The sequence below is a fragment of the Ekhidna sp. ABH4_415 genome (genome assembly GCF_056161305.1).
In genome coordinates this window covers 411,074-432,344 of record NZ_JBSWYW010000001.1, presented here as the reverse complement: position 1 = coordinate 432,344, position 21,271 = coordinate 411,074, and the positions used below count along the sequence as shown (strand labels likewise).

General features: G+C 42.1%; 22 protein-coding genes. 15 read left to right on the top strand and 7 right to left on the bottom strand.

What is annotated here, in order from left to right; all coding sequences use genetic code 11:
* Positions 1 to 45: 45 nt before the first annotated feature.
* Positions 46 to 687: a 2-C-methyl-D-erythritol 4-phosphate cytidylyltransferase gene (locus tag ACXAH9_RS01910; protein ID WP_474893196.1), complete on the bottom strand. Its 642-nt coding sequence runs from the start codon at positions 685 to 687 to the stop codon at positions 46 to 48.
* 4 nt (positions 688 to 691) lie between these two features.
* A complete protein-coding gene (gene queA, locus ACXAH9_RS01905) occupies positions 692 to 1,738 on the bottom strand; it encodes a tRNA preQ1(34) S-adenosylmethionine ribosyltransferase-isomerase QueA (RefSeq protein WP_474893195.1) in 1,047 nt (348 codons plus the stop codon).
* Positions 1,739 to 1,934: 196 nt separating this feature from the next.
* On the opposite strand from queA, the gene ACXAH9_RS01900 reads away from it, so the two are divergent.
* Positions 1,935 to 3,191 (top strand): ABC transporter permease, encoded by a 1,257-nt coding sequence (locus ACXAH9_RS01900; protein WP_474893194.1) that lies wholly within the window; start codon positions 1,935 to 1,937, stop codon positions 3,189 to 3,191.
* Positions 3,192 to 3,195: 4 nt separating this feature from the next.
* Here the strand turns inward: ACXAH9_RS01900 and ACXAH9_RS01895 are convergent, their stop codons facing one another.
* Positions 3,196 to 3,738 (bottom strand): dihydrofolate reductase family protein, encoded by a 543-nt coding sequence (locus tag ACXAH9_RS01895; RefSeq protein ID WP_474893193.1) that lies wholly within the window; start codon positions 3,736 to 3,738, stop codon positions 3,196 to 3,198.
* Between the two features lie 444 nt (positions 3,739 to 4,182).
* Positions 4,183 to 5,178, bottom strand: a complete 996-nt coding sequence (recA, locus tag ACXAH9_RS01890; protein WP_474893192.1) for a recombinase RecA — start codon at positions 5,176 to 5,178, stop codon at positions 4,183 to 4,185.
* A gap of 240 nt (positions 5,179 to 5,418) precedes the next feature.
* Between recA and ACXAH9_RS01885 the strand changes: the two genes are divergently transcribed.
* Together ACXAH9_RS01885 and ACXAH9_RS01880 are read left to right on the top strand one after the other, a co-directional pair.
* Positions 5,419 to 5,643: a hypothetical protein gene (locus tag ACXAH9_RS01885; RefSeq protein ID WP_474893191.1), complete on the top strand. Its 225-nt coding sequence runs from the start codon at positions 5,419 to 5,421 to the stop codon at positions 5,641 to 5,643.
* Between the two features lie 164 nt (positions 5,644 to 5,807).
* Positions 5,808 to 6,425: a SiaB family protein kinase gene (locus ACXAH9_RS01880; protein ID WP_474893190.1), complete on the top strand. Its 618-nt coding sequence runs from the start codon at positions 5,808 to 5,810 to the stop codon at positions 6,423 to 6,425.
* Here ACXAH9_RS01880 and ACXAH9_RS01875 read toward each other — a convergent pair.
* Complete coding sequence (locus ACXAH9_RS01875) at positions 6,422 to 6,835, bottom strand: hypothetical protein (protein ID WP_474893189.1); 414 nt, start codon at positions 6,833 to 6,835, stop codon at positions 6,422 to 6,424. The genes ACXAH9_RS01880 and ACXAH9_RS01875 overlap by 4 nt on opposite strands.
* A 72-nt stretch (positions 6,836 to 6,907) precedes the next feature.
* On the opposite strand from ACXAH9_RS01875, the gene ACXAH9_RS01870 reads away from it, so the two are divergent.
* Positions 6,908 to 7,924 (top strand): aminopeptidase, encoded by a 1,017-nt coding sequence (locus ACXAH9_RS01870; RefSeq protein ID WP_474893188.1) that lies wholly within the window; start codon positions 6,908 to 6,910, stop codon positions 7,922 to 7,924.
* Between the two features lie 56 nt (positions 7,925 to 7,980).
* On the opposite strand, the gene ACXAH9_RS01865 is transcribed toward ACXAH9_RS01870, so the two are convergent.
* The gene (locus ACXAH9_RS01865) at positions 7,981 to 9,504 is read right to left on the bottom strand and encodes a S8 family peptidase (RefSeq protein WP_474893187.1); all 1,524 of its coding nucleotides are present in this window, start codon (positions 9,502 to 9,504) and stop codon (positions 7,981 to 7,983) included.
* A gap of 325 nt (positions 9,505 to 9,829) precedes the next feature.
* Between ACXAH9_RS01865 and ACXAH9_RS01860 the strand changes: the two genes are divergently transcribed.
* The 7 genes from ACXAH9_RS01860 to tsf all read left to right on the top strand — a co-directional run bounded on the left by ACXAH9_RS01860 (position 9,830) and on the right by tsf (position 14,952).
* The gene (locus ACXAH9_RS01860; RefSeq protein WP_474893186.1) at positions 9,830 to 10,516 is read left to right on the top strand and encodes a response regulator transcription factor; all 687 of its coding nucleotides are present in this window, start codon (positions 9,830 to 9,832) and stop codon (positions 10,514 to 10,516) included.
* A 14-nt stretch (positions 10,517 to 10,530) separates the two neighbouring features.
* Entirely contained in the window at positions 10,531 to 11,610 is a 1,080-nt protein-coding gene (locus tag ACXAH9_RS01855; protein WP_474893185.1) for a sensor histidine kinase, read from the top strand.
* Complete coding sequence (locus ACXAH9_RS01850; RefSeq protein ID WP_474893184.1) at positions 11,603 to 12,325, top strand: RluA family pseudouridine synthase; 723 nt, start codon at positions 11,603 to 11,605, stop codon at positions 12,323 to 12,325. Before ACXAH9_RS01855 ends, ACXAH9_RS01850 begins: the two co-directional genes overlap by 8 nt.
* 90 nt (positions 12,326 to 12,415) lie before the next feature.
* A complete protein-coding gene (gene rplM / locus ACXAH9_RS01845) occupies positions 12,416 to 12,859 on the top strand; it encodes a 50S ribosomal protein L13 (protein WP_474893183.1) in 444 nt (147 codons plus the stop codon).
* Positions 12,860 to 12,865: 6 nt separating this feature from the next.
* Entirely contained in the window at positions 12,866 to 13,252 is a 387-nt protein-coding gene (gene rpsI, locus ACXAH9_RS01840; RefSeq protein ID WP_349565033.1) for a 30S ribosomal protein S9, read from the top strand.
* Positions 13,253 to 13,259: 7 nt separating this feature from the next.
* Positions 13,260 to 14,027, top strand: a complete 768-nt coding sequence (gene rpsB / locus ACXAH9_RS01835; protein WP_474893182.1) for a 30S ribosomal protein S2 — start codon at positions 13,260 to 13,262, stop codon at positions 14,025 to 14,027.
* A 94-nt stretch (positions 14,028 to 14,121) separates the two neighbouring features.
* Complete coding sequence (gene tsf / locus ACXAH9_RS01830) at positions 14,122 to 14,952, top strand: translation elongation factor Ts (RefSeq protein WP_474893181.1); 831 nt, start codon at positions 14,122 to 14,124, stop codon at positions 14,950 to 14,952.
* 367 nt (positions 14,953 to 15,319) lie between these two features.
* On the opposite strand, the gene ACXAH9_RS01825 is transcribed toward tsf, so the two are convergent.
* On the bottom strand, positions 15,320 to 16,777 hold the full coding sequence (locus ACXAH9_RS01825) for a hypothetical protein (protein ID WP_474893180.1): 1,458 nt from the start codon (positions 16,775 to 16,777) through the stop codon (positions 15,320 to 15,322).
* 232 nt (positions 16,778 to 17,009) lie between these two features.
* On the opposite strand from ACXAH9_RS01825, the gene ACXAH9_RS01820 reads away from it, so the two are divergent.
* Genes ACXAH9_RS01820 through leuB form a run of 4 tightly spaced genes read left to right on the top strand, consistent with a single transcriptional unit; the run spans position 17,010 to position 21,221 of the window.
* Positions 17,010 to 18,164 carry a 2-isopropylmalate synthase gene (locus ACXAH9_RS01820; RefSeq protein ID WP_474893179.1) on the top strand — a complete coding sequence of 385 codons (1,155 nt, stop codon included), beginning with the start codon at positions 17,010 to 17,012 and terminating at the stop codon, positions 18,162 to 18,164.
* Positions 18,164 to 19,528 (top strand): 3-isopropylmalate dehydratase large subunit, encoded by a 1,365-nt coding sequence (gene leuC / locus ACXAH9_RS01815; RefSeq protein WP_474893178.1) that lies wholly within the window; start codon positions 18,164 to 18,166, stop codon positions 19,526 to 19,528. Before ACXAH9_RS01820 ends, leuC begins: the two co-directional genes overlap by 1 nt.
* Positions 19,528 to 20,103, top strand: coding sequence for a 3-isopropylmalate dehydratase small subunit (leuD, locus tag ACXAH9_RS01810; RefSeq protein ID WP_350206413.1), 576 nt, complete (start codon positions 19,528 to 19,530; stop codon positions 20,101 to 20,103). The genes leuC and leuD overlap by 1 nt, the downstream gene beginning before the upstream one ends.
* Positions 20,100 to 21,221 carry a 3-isopropylmalate dehydrogenase gene (gene leuB, locus ACXAH9_RS01805; protein ID WP_474893177.1) on the top strand — a complete coding sequence of 374 codons (1,122 nt, stop codon included), beginning with the start codon at positions 20,100 to 20,102 and terminating at the stop codon, positions 21,219 to 21,221. Before leuD ends, leuB begins: the two co-directional genes overlap by 4 nt.
* Positions 21,222 to 21,271 lie beyond the last annotated feature (50 nt).

The following is a 21,271-nucleotide window of genomic DNA, read 5'->3' as shown; positions in this document are numbered from 1 at the left end:
GCAGTTCAATTAGCATTACTGTAACATACCTAAGATTGGAACTGATTATTTGAGATCCTCTGGAGTAGTGATCTTAATGTTTTCGTAACTCCCATTGATAAGGCTTACGACATTTCCTGCTACCTCAAACACACTTGCGTCATCTGTAAATACTCCAACTCCGGCCTTTTTATAGGCATCCTTCAGCCTTTTCACATGGAATGTTTGTGGTGTTTGTACAAGCACATAGTTAGAGCGATCACGTGCTATGGAGGTTGTCCCTTTCAACTCCCTTATGGAGTCCTTTAACGATACCACAGCTACTCCTGACCCATGTTTTTCTGCAGCATCAAAGGAATCTCGAATGGTATCAATAGAGACAAAAGGCCTAACCGCATCATGAATGGCAACCAGTCCATCTTCAGGGATAAGGCCAAGACCTGATAAAACAGAAGCGCTTCGGGTAATTCCTCCGGTAGTAACCTGAATGTTTGCTTCTGGAAAATATTGAAACCGGATGGCTTCCCATTGTTTGATGTGAGCTTCAGGAAGCACTACAATTACACCAATATTTTGGTCGTATGCGAAAAACTTCCGTATGGATTGAACGATTATGGGTATCCCATCAATTGGCAGAAATTGCTTAGGCACATCGCTTTTCATACGTGTGCCCTTGCCTCCAGCCACTATGACGGCATATTTTTTCAAACCATTAAATAATCAGCATCGCATCTCCGTAGCTGAAGAAACGATACTTCTCTTTGATGGCTATTTGGTAAGCCTCCTGAATTAATTCATATCCACCAAAAGCAGATGCCATCATCAAAAGAGTAGATTCCGGCAGATGAAAGTTGGTGATCAGTGCGTCACAGATTTTGAATTCATACGGAGGGAAGATGAACTTGTCTGTCCAGCCAGAATTTTCTTTCAACAATCCATTCGCAGAGACAGATGATTCCAGCGTCTTCATTGCAGTAGTTCCCACTGCACAGATCTTCGATCTTTCGGACAGGGCTCTGTTCACTCTGTCAGCGGTTGGTTTTTCCACCCAGTAATTTTCAGAATCCATTTTGTGCTTGGTCAGATCTTCCACATCCACCGGACGGAAAGTACCTAATCCAACATGAAGGGTAATTGGAGCAATGTCTATCCCAATCAGCTCCAGACGCTTCATCAGCTGAGGAGTAAAATGCATACCGGCTGTTGGAGCCGCTACAGCACCCACATTCTTAGCATAAATCGTCTGAAACCGCTCACGATCTTCAGGCTCTGCAGAACGCTTAATTTCTTTTGGCAGTGGGGTTTCTCCCAAAGCATCGATCATTTTATAAAACTGCTCGTGATCTCCGTCAAACAGGAATCGGATGGTACGACCTCTGCTTGTAGTATTGTCAATCACCTCGGCAACCAACTCTCCATCACCGAAGTAGAGCTTGTTTCCTACTCGGATTTTCCGAGCCGGATCTACCAACACATCCCACAATTTCATTTCGCTGTTTAGCTCGCGAAGCAGGAAAACTTCAATCTTAGCTCCCGTCTTCTCTTTATTTCCATAGAGACGTGCCGGAAATACCTTTGTATCATTTATCACAAAAACATCATCCTCTTTAAAATAGTCGACAACATCTTTAAATGTTTTGTGTTCAATCTCACCCGTGTCCTTGTGGACAACCATTAATCGGGAATCGTCACGGTTTTCAGTTGGATGTAGGGCAATAAGACTTGATGGTAGGTCGAATTTGAATTCGGATAATTTCATTCCCATAGGAAAAAGGATCTATTTTAATGATCAAAAGAGCGCAAAATTAGCAAATATGTTTCACGTTTGTAACGTATCCTGCGTGAAACTCGTCAACTTACCTATTAACCGTTTGGAAAGCGCATTGACCGATCGCTATTTTGTTGAAAAAAGAGGATTCCAATTCGCTACTTTTGTTTTGAGATAATCTACACACGTGAAAGTATTCAAATTAATCATCGAGAGTTTCCGGTTTGCCTGGGGGGCATTGAAACAAAATATCCTGAGAACCACTCTGTCTTTACTGGGAGTAACCATCGGGATATTCGCGATTATCGCGGTATTTACCTTGGTAGATTCCCTCGAGCGAAGCATAAAAGACAGCCTCAGCTTTCTGGATGCCAATAATTTGGATATCGGAAGATTTCCTTACGAATTTGGACCAGACATCCCCTGGTGGGAGTACTTAAAAAGACCATACTCAAATTATGAGGAATATGAGTTTTTAAGAGAAAATCTCAAGAACGCGGAAGCCGCTACCATTTTTGCTAGTGCTCGAACCACTATTAAATATGGGAGCAGTAGCTTTAACGGAGCGGCAATAGTAGGAGTGGCTCATTCACATAACGATGTGTATGATATGAGCGCTGATGTTGAGAAAGGAAGATATTTTACAATGGCTGAATCTTTTACAGCAAAGAATGTAACAATGATTGGCTACACTATTGCCAAGGATCTTTTTCCACGTGGTGATGCAATCGGAAAGAAAATAAAAATTAAAGGCCTTAAGTATGTAGTTATTGCAGTTTTCAAGGAAGAAGGTGAGGGGCTTTTTGGAGATACAGGTAATGATGAAGTGGTTGTGATTCCATTTAAATCATTCCAGAAAATCTACTATATGGGAAGAAATCGCGGAGTGGAACCTCAAATAAGTGTAAAAGGTAAAGACACTGATTTTGGCTTGGTTGAATTGGAGGCTGAAATTACCGGATTAATGCGATCCAAAAGAGGTCTTGGACCAAAGGATAAGAATAATTTCTCAGTGAACCGGCAGGATGCAATTATGAATATCATCGGATCTACGTTCGATGTGATTGGGGTGGCTGGCTGGGCAATCGGAGGCTTTTCCATTCTGGTAGGTGGATTTGGTATTGCCAATATCATGTTCGTGTCCGTTCGGGAGCGAACCAACATTATCGGCATTCAAAAATCACTGGGTGCCAAAAACTACTTTATCCTGTTTCAATTTCTATTTGAAGCCATCTTCCTCAGTCTGATTGGTGGTGGCGTTGGATTATTACTGGTATGGCTACTGTCCCTGGTCAGCTTGGGTAACCTGGACCTGGTCCTGACATTAGGTAATGTAGTGCTGGGGCTTGGGGTAGCAGGCATCATCGGCGTAATCTCCGGAATTGTGCCAGCATTGATGGCTGCCAGAATGGATCCTGTGATTGCGATCCGGACGACCGGGTAATAGTTCAGTCTCTGTCTCTCACATAGTGATTCTGGACCAGATGATTCAGGTGAATTTTAGAATCAACCAGTTTAAATTTCAATTGCTTAGGTAGATCTCCAAAGAGCGGAATACCTCCACCAAGGAGGATGGGTATCTGTGTCAGGATCATTTCATCGACCAGGTCTTTTTTTAGAAACTGCTGCACGGTCATTCCGCCATCAATATACAGGCGATGATAACCCTGCTGGTGAATGGTAGCTAAAACATCAGATAACTCCCCTCTCACTAAAAAAGCTTTTCCATCATATTTCCTGGGCAGCTCCATTAGTGAATTGCTCAAGACAAATACCGGTTTTTGATAGGGCCATTCCACATTAAAACCATCAACCACTTCAAAGGTATTTCTGCCCATCACCAACGCATCAATGCGATCCATGTATTCATAATACCCCATGGCATCCCCATCCGGATTGGGGACCATATCCAGCCAGTCCAGCCCACCGTCTTTATCTGCGATGTAGCCATCCAGGCTGACACCTAAGTAGATGCTGTTTTTGGGATGCATGCGATGCTAAAGCTAAAGAAACCCGCCGCAAATAACACAAAACCGTTTTTTGTATATTTGAAATGAACTTTGTTCAATTTATTAAAACAGAACAGAAAAATGGCAAGATTCTTAAAAGGCAATCAGGTCAATTCAGAACTCGAAAATATTATTGATTTAGCAAATGAATTTTTGGTGATAATCTCACCATTCATAAAACTACATGACCGATTCAGAGATGCACTAAAACCGAAATTGGAAGACCATAACTTCGAAATAGTTATTGTCAGCCCTCGTTGATGTTGTCACCAACGAAATTGTCACTTCATGCGGTTGGTCACAAGACCAACCTAGGCGTGAATGGAGAGCTTATCCCACATGGGATAAATTAAAATAATCCTTCAAATACAAAAAAGGCAAGCCTTCCAGCTCACCTTTTCATTAAAAACGATCAAGGATTGTTTCTTAGCTGTTCAGCTTCTCCTTTATTTTTTGTTCCAGCTCCTCCATGAGCTCCGGGTTGTCTTCTATCAATGCTTTTACAGCATCCCTACCTTGTCCCAGTTTGTTGCCATCATAAGAAAACCACGAGCCTGACTTCTGCACCACGTCCAGCTCTACCCCTATATCGATGATCTCGCCGCTCTTACTGATGCCTTTGCCGTACATGATATCAAATTCCACCATTTTGAATGGAGGAGCCACTTTATTCTTTACCACTTTCACTCGTGTGCGATTACCCATCACATTATCTGCTGATTCTTTGATTTGTCCAATGCGCCTGATATCCAAGCGAACAGATGCATAAAATTTAAGCGCATTACCTCCGGTGGTTGTTTCAGGATTTCCAAACATCACCCCGATCTTCTCACGAAGCTGGTTGATGAAAATACACGAACAGCCGGTCTTATTAATAGTACCTGTCAGTTTTCTCAGCGCCTGTGACATCAATCGTGCCTGCAAGCCCATCTTGCTATCACCCATCTCTCCTTCTAGTTCGCCTCTTGGGACCAATGCTGCCACCGAGTCAATCACAATGATATCCAGTGCGCCTGATCGGATCAGGTGCTCGGCAATCTCCAGCGCCTGCTCCCCATTGTCCGGCTGGGAGATTAAAAGGTTTTCCGTGTCAATACCCAGTTTTTCTGCATAGGTTTTGTCAAACGCATGCTCCGCATCAATGATGGCGGCCATCCCTCCTGCTCGCTGCGCTTCGGCGATACAGTGCATCGCCAACGTGGTTTTACCGGAAGATTCCGGTCCATACACCTCAATGATTCGTCCACGAGGGATACCCCCCACGCCAAGTGCCATATCCAGGCTCAGAGATCCGGTAGAGATGGTCGGAACATCCATTACCTTCTCGTCGCTCAATTTCATCACGGTCCCTTTACCGTAGGTTTTTTCCAGCTTGTCAATGGTGATCTGGAGGGCTTTCAGTTTGTCTTGTGATTCGGCCATATATGCGTTGGGTCTATTTTTAAAATCAGACAAAATTACTCTTTTCACCCCGACCTAAAAAGTATTTTGCTAAAAATATTAGGAAAAAGGAATTCTTTCCAAATTATCAGAAATTAGTCATTATACTTATCCATTCCTACGCACTTACACTGATTATCTAAAAAATCGAGCCATCCATCGAAGGCCCCCAACCCAGATAGATATTTTGAGTTTTATTTAAGCAAATAAACCACCAGATATATGACAAACGCTTTACTCATCAAAAACGAAGGATTAATGTATTCGGTCTCATTCCCGTCCAGGACTTCCCTGATAGATTTCATTGAAACAGACATCCAGCATACCCGATCCTCTTTTGACCACAAGGTGATGATCTATGAAGATCACCTGCACGCATTGAGGGCTTGGGCTGATGCTAAAAACCTGGAGACCTTAGAGTTTACTCCTACTCAAATCAGCGCATAAATATTTAATTACTCTTTACTGCATCCCTCTTATACTGGATAGCTAAAGAGCATTTATTACCAATTCAATCTATTAAGGGTGAATAGATTCAAAAAAATGCGCACCCCTTCCATCTCCAACCCTTCTTCATTATCTTGTCCGCCCATCAACCCAAACATGAATTAATGGACAACACTGGTTATGAAAAAGCCTATAATCAATTAAAGCACATGAAAACCCTCATCTCTTTCAAAAAGATGATGACGGAAAGTGATTTAAATGTGGTTTATATGGGTAACGTGACCCAGTCTACCATTGAGGGTGTTACTGAAATGATCTCTGAGGATTTAAGCGCTCGTAATGAGAATAAGCGGGTAAAAAAGCGGGTATACCATGTAATGATGGAATCTCTACAGAATATTTGCAAACATGCAGATAGCCAGTCGGATGAAGAGTCACATTCATTGGAACAAGGGCTGGTTAAGCAGGGGATTTTCCTGATCGGACATAATGAGCAAGAGCACTTCATTACCACGGGAAATAGTATTGACATGAAAAGTGTCATCCCTCTAAGAGAGATACTTGACAACATCAATTCATTAGATGCCACCGGGATTAAAAAGCTCTATTTTGAGGCCATGGAGAACTCCGAATTGGGAGAAACAGGTGGTGCAGGCCTTGGCTTTATAGATATGGCTAAAAAGACGGGTACGAAATACGAATACTACTTTGAGCCAGAAAATGAAAGTAGCTGCTTTTTTGTTCTGACCATGCGTGTGGCAAAGGATACGGAGAAAGCTTAAGCCGTTTCGTTTCCATTGGCCATCTGCTCTTCTTTCGGTACATAATGAATCGCATAAATCATATACCCGCCTAGTGCCGTTCCAATTGGAAATTTAAATAACAGTAGTACCGCAGGAACAATAGCAAACTTCTTACCCCATGTTTGTTGTGTAGCAAGGCCATAACCGGATATAATAAATACCACTAAAGCAAGCGTTTGGAGGATAGGCAACATGTAAAGCAAATTCTGCGGAGGGTGAATTTCCATAAACATGACATCAAAATGCCTGATCTCGTGCCATAGATCACTGTGACTGATCATATCCACGAAAAAGAAGGTAGATATGGATAATGGCACAAAAATGAGGCCAATGACAATAAATATTTTACCAATGATACGCAGGTTGTTATCGTGATTTTTTAAGTCCATGAGTGAAAGTGGTTAGTTTCATTACTATGCATTACAAGGTATCTTACGATAAACAATAAATAAAGTTGTGGCATGATTAAAAAAGTGAGTTGGGGAGTTCTTATCATGATTATCATACTGATGGTGGTATTTTGGGATACGGTCACCTATGGGTTTCAGCAGGCCAAAGGGCAACTAAGCATCACTTTTAATACAGTTCCTGTAGAAGACGTATTGAATGATACAACTGTTGCTGACAGTATCAAACAGAAAATCACCATTATACAGGAGGCTCGAACATTTGCTTTTGAAGAGTTGGAGCTAGAAAGATCCGAGAATTATACCTCCTTTTATGATCAACATGGTGAGGTAAGCCTTTGGAATCTTTCCGCCTCACAACCCTATGCGTTAGAACCCAAGCTGTGGACGTTCCCATTGCTGGGATCCTTTCCTTACAAAGGATTCTTTGATTTGGATCGGGCAAAAACAGAAATGACTGAACTGAAAGAGGATGAATATGATGTGCGTATTCGTCCTGTCAGTGGCTGGTCTACTTTGGGCTGGACGAATGACCCCATCCTTTCAAATATGCTGGAGCGGCCTGAAGGAGCGCTGGTAGAATTGATTATTCATGAACTCACACATTCAACCATATTTGTCAAAGATCAAATAGAACTCAATGAAAACCTGGCTTCTTTCATTGGTGAACGTGGTGCTGTCTTGTTTCTAAATGAGAAGTATGGTAGAAATTCTGCTCCTTATTTCGATTACATACTGGCCGAAGATGACAGTCGGACCTTCAGAAATCAGATGCTGCTTGCTACTCAAATGCTTGACTCCCTTTATCAATCTCTGGATGGAATGAATGACTCGGTTAAATCAGTTCAAAAGCACATCATGATCGATCGAATCATGGGCTCCATTGACACGCTGCACTTTCACGACCCCAGATACTATAAAATATTCCAAACCGGCAGGCCCAACAATGCCTACTTCATGTCCTATCTCAGATATTACTCCGCCAAGGATTCGTTGGAGAATCTCTTAACCAGGGATTATGCAAACGATCTGAAGTTATTTATTCAGGGAATGAAAGATTATCATGAATAAAAAAACGTCAGAACAAAGTTCTGACGCTTTATTAGGTGAGGGAATTAATAAACTTTTTAGTAATTGACAGCCGCTGCAGCATCCAGTGTACCCCATCCAAAAGATGAACTTCTACTTGGATAAAGGTCAGCCGTTTGTTTCATTTTGTTCAAAACCTGATCGCGGGTCATGCTCGGGTTTTTCGCCCAAACGAGTGCAGCAATCCCTGCTGCAGTGGCAGTTGCCACAGACGACCCTCCTACTGTGGAGGGTTGGTTCCCACTCATCGCAAGGGAAAGTGGATGATTATTTGATCCAGTTCTTTCCATGATCACGGTAAAGTCCACTTTGCTTCCGGAGTGACACACATCACACCGGGTATATCCGCTTTCTTTGATGCCTGTAACCGCTACCGTTTCGCTCATAGATGCCGGGAAGATCACTCCGTACCAATTGGTCCAGCTGGTAGAAGTACCCGCCGCAGCAAAAATCAGTTTGCCTCTTCCATAGGCATACCTTACCGCATCAGCTACTTTGGAGTTTGAAAACACATCTCCAATAGACATACTAATGATTTTTACATCACTCCTGTTACCCAGGTAAACAAGTGCATCTGCTACTCCTGTTTTTTCCTTTCCTCCATTGATTACTACATCTCCGGTTCCTCGTACAGCCACCAGGTTCGAATTATATGCAACACCGACAGATGATCCGTCCGTACTTCTCGGTGCGGCCATCACACCTGCCATAGCAGTTCCGTGTCCACAATCATCATCCGGACCATCAGGACTGGCCCACCACCACCAGGAGCTTACATAAAAGCCGTATTTATGTACATATCGACTACTGGAGTAGCCGGAGTTGAAGTTACTGTTTAGGTTATCCTGATATGGCGAAATACCAGTATCAATCAATCCTATGCCGATACCACTACCTGTGCTCGAACTCCAGGCATTCACCACATTGTTGGCATATAGGTGCCATGAGGCTTTCGACCCTGGAGAAATGTTTACATAATCACTTGAAGGCAACCCATAGTCAGGATCATTGCTGCAGCCTTTGCTGCTCTCTGTCCTTCCCCCATCGGTAGTTGGAAAGTCCACCTCATACCCCAGGGGTTCCACATACCTCACAGTAGGCAAGGATCTCAGGTATTTTACTACCTCCAGGCTGGTAACCTCTACCTCGATGAATGGAAGCACTTCATGCTTTCGAAGGCTTAAGTCTTCTTCATTAAACTCCTGATTTTCTTGTTCCAGAATCCGAACCACATCATTAATGATATCATTCGATGTGGCAACCCATGCTTCTTGTTGAATGTCTATTTCAGAAATTCTACCATTGACATTGGTTTCACCTGCTGGCTGGTATCCGATGGTAAGAATTTTGTCACTGTGAATTAATGCGCTCCAGATCATTTCGTCGGATGCTTCACTCCAGTTAAATTCATCATCATCTTGTAGTGAGCCAATGATGGTGTCGTCAATTTCAGATTTTGCGATGGGGTCTTGTTGTTTGATTGTTGGCTCTATTTCTGATTCATTGTTACATGCCAGCAATAGAAATCCCAGCAACACCAAGCTAATTTTAGTGTGTTTCATTACGATTAGGTTAAAGTTATAAAACATGAAACCCTACAGACAAAATGGTATGCATGCAGAGTATTTATTTTCTAATTTAATTAAAATTTACGATTTACTCATAATCATATTTGGTCTTTAGTGGTAAATACCAAATTCATCTGCCATTTAATTTCAGCTTTACCAAATTGTTACCATTTTAACATACAGTTGATTTCTGAGTAATTTTGAATAATGTTGAATGAGTTGGTTCAAAGCAGCTGAATTCCGGATAGATATAGCTGTGGGGTTACCAAGATGTAAAGAATGATTTAAGTAAAAGTTACCGAGACAACCACTCTAGAAAATGGCTAAAAACAATCAAAAAATTCTTGTAGTAGATGATGAAGCAGACATCCTGGAATTGTTGAAGTATAATCTGAGTAAGGAAGGGTATGATGTTAAAACCGCCAGCGATGGAATCAAAGGCGTAGAGATAGCGAAAAGCTTTGTTCCTGACCTGATACTACTGGACATCATGATGCCCAAGCAAGATGGAGTGGAGACTTGCCGCCAAATCAGGGAGCTACCTGAAATGGCCAACACCTTCGTGATTTTTCTTACGGCCCGGTCCGAAGAGTATTCCGAAGTTGCCGCGTTTGATATGGGTGCCGATGACTACATCACCAAGCCGATCAAGCCTCGTGCACTTGTAAGCAGAATCAACGCACTCTTTAGAAGAGAGTCTAAAAAGAAAAAGGAATCCAATACGATAACTATTGGCGACCTGGTGGTAGACCGAACCAGCTACACCGTGAAGAATGGTGAAGAAAAAATATCACTTCCTAAGAAGGAATTCGAACTGCTCTATTTTCTGGCGCAAAATCCAGGCAAAGTATTCAGCAGGGATGAACTTCTTCAAAACATCTGGGGAACCGATGTGTATGTACTTGCCCGAACCGTAGACGTACACATCAGAAAGGTTCGAGAGAAGATCGGGAACGACCATATTATAACCGTGAAAGGCGTAGGATACAAATTCGACGCTAATTAACTATAATTCGCTTTATGCAATTTAATTCCCGTGCGATAGCGTTATTGTTGGCGTTGTGTGTGGCGACCATTACCACTGCGTTCTTGTATTTGGTGCCAAACACAACTACCACTTCTATAGTGATTGCCTTTCTATTGTCATTTTCTTCAACTTACATTTTAGTTCGCCTCGTTCTTGAGTTTCTTTTTTTCCGTCAGATTGAGACCATTTATGAGTCCTTGAAAAAATTGAAAGAAAGCGAAATCACCTTAAGGGGTCGACTCTCATCGGTGAACCCACTAAAAAGAATTAATAGAGAGATTTCAAGTTTTGCCAAGAGCAAGGAGCGGGAAATTGAAGAGCTAAAGGAACGTGAAAATTTCAGAAGGGAGTTTATTGCTGATGTTTCACACGAACTTAAAACTCCCATTTTCGCAGCACAAGGATTTGTTCATACGCTGTTAGATGGTGCAATCAACGACAAAGAAGTTCGAAAGAAGTTCCTGAAAAAAGCTGCTAAAAGCCTCGATGCGCTTGATTTATTGGTGCAGGATATTCTAACCATTTCACAGATAGAGTCTGGTGAAATTAAAATGCATTTCGAGAATTTTGATATGCGTGGTATGTGTGCTGAAATTCTGGAGCAACTGGAAGATAAGGCAGACAAAAAAGGAGTAGAGTTGAAGATGTCCAAGAAATACAAAGACCCTATCATTGTTAGAGGAGACTACCGTCGCATCTATCAGGTCATGCTCAACCTGATTTCAAATGCAATCAAATACACAAAAAAAGGAGGGCAAGCGAGGATCGGGTTTAAAGAGGTAGATGATAACAAAATTCAAATCATCGTAAATGATACTGGTCGGGGTATCCCGGAATCAGATATTTCGCGTATTTTCGAGCGATTTTATCGGGTGGACAAGAGTAGATCCAGGGAAAAAGGAGGAACAGGCCTGGGATTGTCCATAGTGAAGCACATCCTGGAAAGCCATAAATCGGAAATCTTAGTAGAGAGTGAATACAAAGTGGGTTCCAAATTTTACTTTGAGCTTGAAAAAGCCAATTACATAGACAAGGTGGACGAAGGATGGGAAGAGGAAGAAGACTATGCATAAAAATCTCAAAAACATCTCGTTCAGTGATCTGATCATCACTGAGAATGACAATTACATTCTTGTAAATAAACCCCCATTTATTGCCAGCCTGGACGATCGAGTTGACAGCAAGAACTTACTGAGCCTTGCGAAAGCAGTAAATGAAGATTACCAAATCTGCCATCGACTGGATAAAGAAACCTCTGGCGTAGTTGTTTTTGCTAAAAATGCTGAGGCTTATCGCCACTTTGCCATCCAGCTGGAAAACAGGGAAGTAAAGAAAGTTTATCATGCAGTGATCAATGGGCTTCACAAATTCGAGGATTTTGAAGCTGATGAACCACTTTATACCACCTCTACAAAATCGCGCGTAGATTTTAAAACCGGAAAGCCGGCATTTACTTTGATCACCACATTAGAGGTTTTTAAAAAGCACACCCTGTTAAAATGCTTTCCGGTAACAGGCCGTATGCATCAAATTCGTGCGCATTTGGCCCATCACGAGGCACCCATCGTTAATGATCCTGCCTATGGAGGAGACCCGGCCTACCTGTCTGAGTTGAAAAGAAATTATAATTATAAAAAGTGGGAAGAAGAGAATCCCATGATTAATCGTGTAGCTTTGCATTCACATCAGGTAGCATTTCGGGATTTGGATGAGCAGGTGATTGAGGTAGAAGCGGCATATCCCAAAGATTTCTCCGTGTTAATCAAGCTCTTAAGGAAATTTAATTAGAGAGACGGGTTTGTTTTCTCAAATGAAACTTCTATTTTTGTGTCCCTTTTTCGAGAGGACAGATTTTGACATCATAAAATCAATATAAAATTGGATACTAACAGCTTTAAAACTGTATCATTAAACAGTGCAACTGTAGAGAAGAATTGGGTCATCGTAGACGCTGATTCTCAGATACTTGGAAGAATGGCAAGTGAGGTTGCTAAAATGATTCGAGGCAAGCACAAGCCATCGTACACTCCTCACGTAGATTGTGGAGATAACGTAATTGTGATCAATGCTGACAAAATCAGATTGACCGGAAGTAAGTGGACAGACAAACAATATGTTCGTCACACTGGCTATCCTGGGGGTCAGCGTATCGAAACGCCAAAGAGCATTAAGGCCAAGTCCTCTACTATTTTAATTGAAAAAGCAGTGAAAGGCATGCTACCAATCAACAGATTGGGACGACAGCTTTTCAAGAACTTATATGTATATGAGGGTGCAGAACACCCACATGCAGCTCAAAAACCAAAAGAAGTAAAACTATAAACCTGAATGGACAGAATTAATACCATAGGAAGGAGAAAGACCTCAGTAGCTCGTATTTATATGACGAGTGGGAAAGGTGAAATAACCGTAAACGGCAAGGAGCTTAAAACCTTCTTTCCTTCCGAAATTCTTCAAACCATCGTGAAGCAGCCACTTGCAAAAGTGGAGCAGGATGGAAATTTCGATATTGACATAAACGTAACCGGCGGTGGACCTTCCGGACAAGCGGAAGCCGCCCGATTGGCTATTGCTCGTGCACTTACTGAAGTAGATGCAGAGTTTAGAGGCCCGCTTAAGTCTGAAGGATTCCTTACCAGGGACTCCCGAATGGTGGAACGTAAGAAGCCAGGTCGAAGAAAAGCAAGAAGAAGATTCCAGTTCAGTAAACGATAATTTTGAGATGCAAAAACTAGAACATAAAGATCTATTAGATGCAGGTGTTCACTTCGGACACCTTACCAGAAAGTGGAATCCTGCCATGGCTCCATACATTTTCATGGAGAAAAATGGCATCCACATTATCGACCTTCACAAAACATTGGCTTGCCTTGAAGATGCAACTGAAGCAATGAAAGCAGTAGTACGGTCAGGGCGAAAAGTAATGTTCGTGGCTACTAAAAAGCAGGCTAAAGAGGTAGTGGAGCAAGAAGCACAGCGACTTAACATGCCATACGTGACTGAGAGATGGCAAGGTGGTATGCTTACCAATTTTGCAACGATCAGAAAGTCATTGAAGAAAATGGCAGGTATTGAGAAGTTGATGAAAGAAGAGGCTTACCAAAACATGGCAAAGCGTGAGCGATTGATGGTCAGTCGTGCGAAAGCAAAGCTGGAAAAAGTATTAGGCGGTATCTCTGACCTAAATAGACTTCCTGCAGCACTTTTCGTGATCGACATTAAACGTGAGCACATTGCAGTTGCTGAAGCACAGAAATTAAACATCCCTGTTTTCGGGATTGTTGATACAAACTCTGACCCGACGAAGATCGACTACCCTATTCCAGGCAATGACGATGCATACAAATCAATCAAATTGATCACTAGCTATGTAGGTCAGGCGCTGGAAGAAGGATTGTCCGAGCGTAAGAAAGACAAAGAGGAGCAAGCTCAGGCTGAAGAGCAGGCAGCTAAAAAAGCAGCTGACGAAAAGTCTGAGGTAGCAGAGTAAATCTAAAGACCATAAAATCTTAACATAAAGATTGAACATTGATGGTATCGGTGTTCAATTTTTGTTTGTAGAAAAATTAAAACCAAGAAATAAGATGGCTATTACAGCACAAGACGTAAACAAACTAAGGCAAATGACTGGTGCCGGCATGATGGATTGCAAAAAGGCATTGACAGAAGCAGAGGGCGATTTTGATAAAGCAGTAGAGCTTTTGAGAAAAAAAGGGCAGAAAGTATCTGCTTCCAGAGCAGACAGAGAAACTTCTGAGGGTGTTGTATTTGCCAAAACCAACGACGCTGGAACAGAGGGTGCTTTGATCGCATTCACTTGCGAGACTGATTTCGTTGCTAAAAACGATGAGTTCATTCAGCTAGGAAATCAGATTGCAGAGGCAGCATTCGCAGAGAAGCCAGCAAACGCTGAAGCACTCAATGCACTTAGCCTTGGTGATTTGTCTGTAGGTGAAAAGATTGTTGAACTAACAGGTAAGATTGGAGAAAAGCTTGAAGTGAAAGCTTTTGAAATCCTTACAGGCGAGGCAGTAGTTCCATACATCCACATGAATGGTAAGCTTGGAGTACTGGTAGCATTGAAAAATGCAAACGGCACAGACGTAGAAGAAGCTGGTAAAGATGTAGCAATGCAAATCGCAGCGATGAACCCGGTGGCAGTTGACAAAGATGGCGTAGATCCGGCTATCGTTGAGAAAGAGATTGAAATAGGGAAAGATCAGGCAAGACAGGAAGGTAAGCCAGAAGAAATCATCGAGAAGATTGCATTGGGTAAGCTGAATAAATTCTACAAAGAGAATACGCTTCTTAGTCAGGCATTCGTAAAAGACAATAAGCAATCAATCGCTCAATATTTGGATTCAGTATCCAAAGGATTGACTGTTTCTGAATTCAAGCGAGTTTCTATTGGATAAGTGAGATTTCCATTCGATATAAGAAGCCACCTAGCTGTTTAGGTGGCTTTTTTTGTGCATTAATCCCTATAGTTCATAAGCATTATACCTACGTGTATCTAAGAGTTAGCCCCATTCTTAAATAGACTGGATATTGAGACTTTTACATAAAAGGAATGTTATGGACAAACAGGTGAATTTTATAGATCCGGCCATACTCACCCGCAAATTCGTTAGAACCGGAACATTAGTAAGAATAGCATCGCTTGGGATAGCTTATTTAGCACTCCTAGCAATGTCTCTATAGGGTCTTTTCAACCAGCAAGACCTGACAAGCCAAGGAGAACTATGCCTTGGCTTTTTTTATTTATTTCCCTGAAGGCCATTTTTAGCCCATTTTAGCCAATTTTTTCTCTTTGATTATTTGTTCCACTGGTCTTCCTGTAATCTTACTTTCAAGCCAGGAAATCAAATCCAGATACAATAACGATCTGCGTTCGTATTTGTCTTCAAGAATCTCGAGCAACTCTTCTTTCAATATTTTGAAATCATGCTCAAGCTTTTTTCGGTCCATGAATACTGAGTTCTTTAAGAAATTGAAAATCGCCGAATGCACACGCTGATAATCACTCAGTTTCAACAAGAATCGATAGGTGGACTTAATCTGGAAGTCAATCAAATCATCATTGCCAAGTTCATAATGCGAAATCAAATTCAGAATGCGAGCAAAACATTGAATATCTTCTTTCAATGCAATGCTCGGGTGGTTTATAATAATGTTCAAATGCTTTATTGCACCTGAGAAATCTGCACTTCCAAATTTCAGACTGGCAATCTTATAGTGGAAGACCATGATTCTGTGAATATCTAAGCGGCCCTCAAAAGGCTTCATTTTTTGGAGAAATTCATCCGAATACCTGGCTCCCTCTGTAAACCTTCCTTCTATGATGTACGAATTGAGGTTGGCCGTTTCTAGATAGATGAAAGACTGAATCACCTGATTCTCATTGAATCTATGCTGATGTTTAGAAGTGAATTCCTTAAGTTTTTTATAATTTCCAATGAATCGGTTAACATCGTCACAATAGAAAAGTGCTGCAAGCACATTATGTAAACCTCGAATATACATCTCAGGCTCACTCTCTAACAGGGCTTCATTCTTCTCATAAACCTGACACCATTTTTGAGCATATGCATAGCACCTGACAAAGTCTTGCGATATGTAGTAGAACCAAACGTAACATTGGTATTTGTAAATAGTATCTTCGAATTCAGTATTCGTAGAAACCGGTAAGCTCTCATTGAACATCGCCGCAAGCTTCTTCTGCTGCTCCTCGCTTTTACTATGACCAAACTTCAGGTAATAGTCATATAGCTTGAGCGATAAATCCGACCATGCACCTTCAAAGTAAAACCGACTTCTGAGCAATGAGGATTCATCAGTCAATTCATCGGCTCGTTGAGAGTGACTCCTGGTCACATATCTTCCCTCGATCTTTTTCTCAAATTCTACGATCTCCAGTCTTAGAATGTCCATTTTAAACGTACTGGCGATCTGTTTAGCTTTTGCCAATTGAGCCAGGCTTTGAACATAGAGTCCTTTCTTGTGCAACAACTCAGCATAGCTAATGTGATCCTTAATCCGAATACGTGGATCATCAGATTGTAGCAACCGCAAACTCACCAAAACCTGTTCATACAACCGTGCTTTGTGATTGGAAAGTGTATTGGCTTTCAACTTTGGGAAAGCTTCCTGAATTTTCTCATCATTCCAATGAGAAAGCTTATCGATCACATCAAATAATCTGATGGAGATCAGCTCTTTATCCGTCGTGTTCCTTTTCACATACAGCTTAAAATTTCGTTTTTCAGCCTTTGACAGCCGTTTAATGAGCTCGAATAATTGATATGATAATTGCTTGACCAAGTGAATCTACAAGATATTAAGTGATTGATTTTTAATGTGTTATTACTAAAAAAGCTGACTTGAACAGATGAATAATCAAAATATAAGGTTTCATCAAACCTCTCCTAGCGACCACATTTGTTCACGCACGTAAAAATAGCACTAAGTTGAAATGAGCAAACTTCACATTTTTGATACCACATTAAGAGACGGTGAACAAGTACCGGGCTGCCAGTTAAAAAGTGAAGAAAAGCTTGAAATTGCTTTCCAGCTTGAGAGCCTTGGTGTTGACATTATAGAAGCTGGATTTCCGGTCTCAAGTCCTGAAGATTTTAAGTCTGTGGAGCTCGTATCCCAGCACATCAAAGAATCAACCATCTGTGGACTCACCCGTGCTGTTGAAGAAGATATTGATGTTGCGGCAAGAGCGCTTAAAGATGCTGCCAACCCAAGAATTCACACCGGGATAGGGACTTCAGAATTTCATGTGAAATATAAACTGAACACTACCAACGATGACATCATCAAACGGGGTGCTCATGCTGTGAAATATGCCAGAAACCTGGTTTCAGAGGTTGAGTTTTATGCCGAAGATGCCGGCAGAACAGACAATCAATTCCTTGCTCGGGTAGTTGAAGCGGCAATAGATGCCGGAGCTACTATCATCAACATACCGGATACCACCGGCTACTGCCTGCCGGAGCAATTCGCAGAAAAAATAACCTACCTGGTGAATAATGTTCCAAACATTGATAAAGCCATTCTGTCTACACACTGTCATAACGACCTGGGTTTGGCAACAGCCAACAGCATTGCCGGAGTGATGGCAGGCGCCAGGCAGGTGGAATGCACGATCAACGGAATTGGGGAACGTGCCGGAAACACTTCATTGGAAGAGGTCGTGATGATCATCAACCAGCATCAACACATCAATTTGACACACAAGATCGACACCACGCAAATTACTTCAATGAGTAAAACGGTATCATCCATGATGAATATGCCTGTTCAGCCAAATAAAGCAATCGTTGGATCTAATGCGTTTTCGCACTCTTCCGGAATCCATCAGGACGGGGTGATCAAGAAGCGAGAAACCTATGAAATCATTGATCCGGCTACTGTAGGAGCCGCAGGATCAGAAATAATACTGACTGCCAGAAGCGGTAAGGCAGCATTGAACTACCATGCAAAAAAATTGGGGTACGAATTGGAACCGGAAGGCCTGAAAATTGCCTACAAGGAATTTTTAGAAGTGGCCGATCAGGTCAAAAATGTAGGACCTGGTCATTTGCATAAAATATTCAAAACCATCAAGGCTTACGCATAATGTCAAAGACGCTATTCGATAAAATATGGGATACGCATGTGGTGAAACACATAGCTGATGGTTTGGATGTCCTTTACATTGATCAGCACTTCTTACATGAAGTCACCAGCCCTCAGGCTTTTGATGGTCTTAGAAAAAGAGGAGTCGACGTGTTTCGACCGATGCAGTGTGTAGCCACAGCCGACCACAATGTGCCAACTAAAAATCAAGACCAACCGATCAAAGATCCTTTATCTGCCAATCAGGTAAACTCGTTGATCAAAAACTGTGAGGAGTTTGGAATCGAATTATATGGGATTGGGCATGAAAATCAAGGCATTGTTCACATCATTGGTCCGGATCTTGGCATTACTCAGCCCGGTATGACCATCGTATGTGGCGATAGTCACACTTCTACTCACGGTGCGTTTGGGACGATCGCATTTGGTATCGGCACCTCGCAGGTTGAGCAGGTACTTGCCGCACAGAGTCTGGTACTCTCCCGACCTAAAACCATGAAAATTGAGGTGAATGGGAAACTGAATAAAGGAGTTACTGCAAAAGATGTTGTGTTGTATATCATAGCCCAGCTGGGCACTGAAGGTGCTACCGGCTATTTTGTAGAGTATAGCGGGAATGTTTTTCGAAATTTCACCATGGAAGAACGCATGACCGTTTGCAATATGAGCATCGAAATGGGTGCCAGAGGAGGCCTGGTTGGCATTGATCAAACAACCATTGATTATGTCACCAGCAGGGTCAATATTCCTAAAGAAAAAATATTTACCTGGCTGTCGCTTAACACGGATGAAGATGCAGTCTTCGATAAAACAGTAAAGCTTGATGCCGCAGACATTCATCCATTGGTCACTTGTGGTACAGCTCCTGATACCGGCATCCGATTATCGGATCGAATGAGTGCCTCAAAGCACATTACCAAAAAGGCGCTGGGTTACATGCAATTTGATCAGGATGACCAAATATCTGATCAGTCTGTGGATTATGTATTCATCGGTAGTTGCACGAATGGAAGAATTGAGGACCTACGTGCTGTCGCGAATCTGGTGAAAGGCAGAAAAAAAGCTGATCACGTGAATGTTTGGGTAGTTCCCGGATCGATGAAGGTTCGCTCTCAGGCCATTGAGGAAAACCTGGATAAAATATTTGAAGAATCAGGCTTTGAGTTTCGTGAGCCCGGCTGCAGTGCCTGCCTGGCTATGAATGAAGATAAGATTCCAGCAGGATCGCTCTGTATATCCACGTCTAACAGAAACTTTGAAGGAAGGCAGGGCGAAGGAGCTCGAACAGTATTAGCCAGTCCGCTTACTGCTGCAGCTTCTGCTATTACAGGAAAAATTACTGATCCAACCCTATTTCTAAACTGATGGAGATTCGATCAAAAGCCATACCGCTACCTATTGATAATATTGATACAGATCAGATCATCCCAGCTAAATTTTTGAAGCAAACGGACCGACTCGGGTACGGAAAGAACTTATTTTATGCATGGAGATATCTGGCAGATGGAAGTCCAAATCCGGATTTTGAATTAAACAAACCAGCCAGAAAAGATGCTGAGATCCTTATTGCAGGGAACAACTTCGGATGTGGCTCCAGCAGAGAGCATGCTGCCTGGGCAGTTGCAGGTTTTGGAATCAAAGTGATTTTATCTACGCAATTCGCCGATATTTTTAAAGGCAATGCTTACAACAACGGCATCCTTCCAATTGAGCTGGATGAGCACTCGATAGCTGCGATCACCCAGTTGGTCTTAGATCAGCCGGAAACTGAAATTGAAGTATCCCTCCTGGATCAGTTGGTTAAAGTTTCCACTCTTAATCTGGAAAAGAGCTTTCACATTTCTCCATTTAAAAAAGAGTGTCTGCTGAATGGAGTAGATGAAACTGACTACCTGATAAAGCTTAGAGATCAAGTTGAACAATTTGAACAACAGAGATGAAAAAAAATATAACCATACTACCCGGTGATGGAATCGGTCCTGAGGTCGTTTCACAGGCAACTAAGGTCATACACGCCATCAATGCTTATTTTGGCCATGACTTCATCCTGAAGCACGGACTGATTGGAGCCAATGCCATTGATGAGACGGGCTCTCCCCTTCCTGATGAAACACTTGATTTATGCTTGAATAGTGATGCTATCCTGCTGGGATCCATAGGCGATCCGAAATACGACAATGATCCAAATCTGAAAGTCAGACCGGAACAAGGATTACTCAAATTGCGGAAATCCCTACAGCTTTTTTCGAATATTCGGCCGGTTAAAACCTATGATATCCTAAAAGGGGTTTCTCCGCTTAAGGAGCATTTGCTGGAAAATGTGGACATGGTGATCTATCGGGAACTTACTGGTGGTATTTATTTCGGTGATAAAGTACTGTCAGATGATGGCTCGCATGCACATGATTCGTGTGATTATACGACGCACGAAATCAGTCGAATTGCTTATCAGGCATTTGAAGCTGCCACTCTTAGAAGAAAGAAGCTCACCCTGATTGATAAGGCAAATGTGCTGGAAACATCCAGGTTGTGGAGGCGTGTCATACAGGATATCAGCAAAGAATACCCTGAAGTAGAAGTAGAATATATGTATGTGGATAATGCCGCCATGCAAATGATGCTCAATCCCGGAAACTTTGATGTGGTGTTAACCGAAAATATGTTTGGTGACATCATCTCGGATCTATCAAGTGTGATCACCGGCTCGCTGGGAATGCTACCATCCTCTTCAGTAGGAACTAAATCTGCTCTATTCGAGCCAATTCATGGTTCATATCCACAAGCAAGCGGAAAAGATATCGCAAACCCGATGGCGACCATCCTTTCGGTTGCTATGATGTACGAACACTTCGAGCTTTATGAAGAAGCTAATACGATCCGAAAAGCTGTGGATTGGGCGCTGGAACATAAGGTAGCTACAGAAGACATCTTGAAAGACAAAAATGAAGCAAGCCCATGTTCGAAGGTTGGAGATTCAATTGCGTGGTTTATCGAAGAAGGTGGAAAAATGGAAATGAATAAGGATTCAATAAACCTTTCACTAAATTGCATTATCTAACAACACAATATCGAGGGAGAAACACCGAACGTGCAAAACATCATAGTCAA

Bases quoted from the DNA above. Each gene is read 5' to 3' on its own strand.
- ACXAH9_RS01820 (WP_474893179.1), top strand. From the start codon at position 17,010: ATGAGCAAACTTCACATTTTTGATACCACATTAAGAGACGGTGAACAA.
- ACXAH9_RS01875 (WP_474893189.1), bottom strand. From the start codon at position 6,835: ATGGACTTAAAAAATCACGATAACAACCTGCGTATCATTGGTAAAATA.
- ACXAH9_RS01850 (WP_474893184.1), top strand. From the start codon at position 11,603: ATGCATAAAAATCTCAAAAACATCTCGTTCAGTGATCTGATCATCACT.
- leuB (WP_474893177.1), top strand. From the start codon at position 20,100: ATGAAAAAAAATATAACCATACTACCCGGTGATGGAATCGGTCCTGAG.
- queA (WP_474893195.1), bottom strand. From the start codon at position 1,738: ATGAAATTATCCGAATTCAAATTCGACCTACCATCAAGTCTTATTGCC.
- ACXAH9_RS01895 (WP_474893193.1), bottom strand. From the start codon at position 3,738: ATGCATCCCAAAAACAGCATCTACTTAGGTGTCAGCCTGGATGGCTAC.
- rpsI (WP_349565033.1), top strand. From the start codon at position 12,866: ATGGACAGAATTAATACCATAGGAAGGAGAAAGACCTCAGTAGCTCGT.
- ACXAH9_RS01885 (WP_474893191.1), top strand. From the start codon at position 5,419: ATGACAAACGCTTTACTCATCAAAAACGAAGGATTAATGTATTCGGTC.
- leuD (WP_350206413.1), top strand. From the start codon at position 19,528: ATGGAGATTCGATCAAAAGCCATACCGCTACCTATTGATAATATTGAT.
- tsf (WP_474893181.1), top strand. From the start codon at position 14,122: ATGGCTATTACAGCACAAGACGTAAACAAACTAAGGCAAATGACTGGT.
- rpsB (WP_474893182.1), top strand. From the start codon at position 13,260: ATGCAAAAACTAGAACATAAAGATCTATTAGATGCAGGTGTTCACTTC.
- ACXAH9_RS01855 (WP_474893185.1), top strand. From the start codon at position 10,531: ATGCAATTTAATTCCCGTGCGATAGCGTTATTGTTGGCGTTGTGTGTG.
- ACXAH9_RS01870 (WP_474893188.1), top strand. From the start codon at position 6,908: ATGATTAAAAAAGTGAGTTGGGGAGTTCTTATCATGATTATCATACTG.
- ACXAH9_RS01865 (WP_474893187.1), bottom strand. From the start codon at position 9,504: ATGAAACACACTAAAATTAGCTTGGTGTTGCTGGGATTTCTATTGCTG.
- ACXAH9_RS01860 (WP_474893186.1), top strand. From the start codon at position 9,830: ATGGCTAAAAACAATCAAAAAATTCTTGTAGTAGATGATGAAGCAGAC.
- recA (WP_474893192.1), bottom strand. From the start codon at position 5,178: ATGGCCGAATCACAAGACAAACTGAAAGCCCTCCAGATCACCATTGAC.
- leuC (WP_474893178.1), top strand. From the start codon at position 18,164: ATGTCAAAGACGCTATTCGATAAAATATGGGATACGCATGTGGTGAAA.
- ACXAH9_RS01880 (WP_474893190.1), top strand. From the start codon at position 5,808: ATGGACAACACTGGTTATGAAAAAGCCTATAATCAATTAAAGCACATG.